The sequence below is a fragment of the Vibrio sp. 10N.222.55.C6 genome (genome assembly GCF_041473395.1).
Lineage (GTDB): Bacteria > Pseudomonadota > Gammaproteobacteria > Enterobacterales > Vibrionaceae > Vibrio > Vibrio crassostreae_C.
The window spans coordinates 1-378 of sequence record NZ_JBFRSD010000308.1; the positions used below are offsets into that span (position 1 = coordinate 1).

A 378-nucleotide genomic window follows, 5' to 3' on the forward strand; every position below is an offset into this window, starting at 1 on the left:
ATATAATTCGCCCTTGAACAATAAAGTTAAAATACGATTAATCGCGTCACTTTTACTATCAGATTGACTGAATATAACGAACATAAAGTATCGAATACCGGACAAGTATAATCACCTTCAGAAGAAAATTTCATTTCAAACCACCTTCCAAGAAGATAGAAAATGCTTCGTCTAACCACCATATTATTAACGCTTCCTCTAGCTGCCTGCTCTACAATAAATACTGACTTCGATAAGCAAACCGATTTCTCAATGTATAAAACCTATGATTTCAGCTCGCCCGGGACTGCGGCAGAAGAGAAGAACAAAATACCGATTAGTATCGACTCAATCAGGATTGAAAGTGCGATCATTAAAGAAATGAGCCGCACAGGGGTT

1 protein-coding gene is annotated in these 378 nt (G+C 37.6%); it reads left to right on the plus strand.

Annotated features, from left to right (window positions below):
• Positions 1-162 precede the first annotated feature (162 nt).
• The coding region (locus tag AB4486_RS23820) for a DUF4136 domain-containing protein (protein ID WP_372119057.1) at positions 163-378 on the plus strand (216 nt) is incomplete at its 3' end.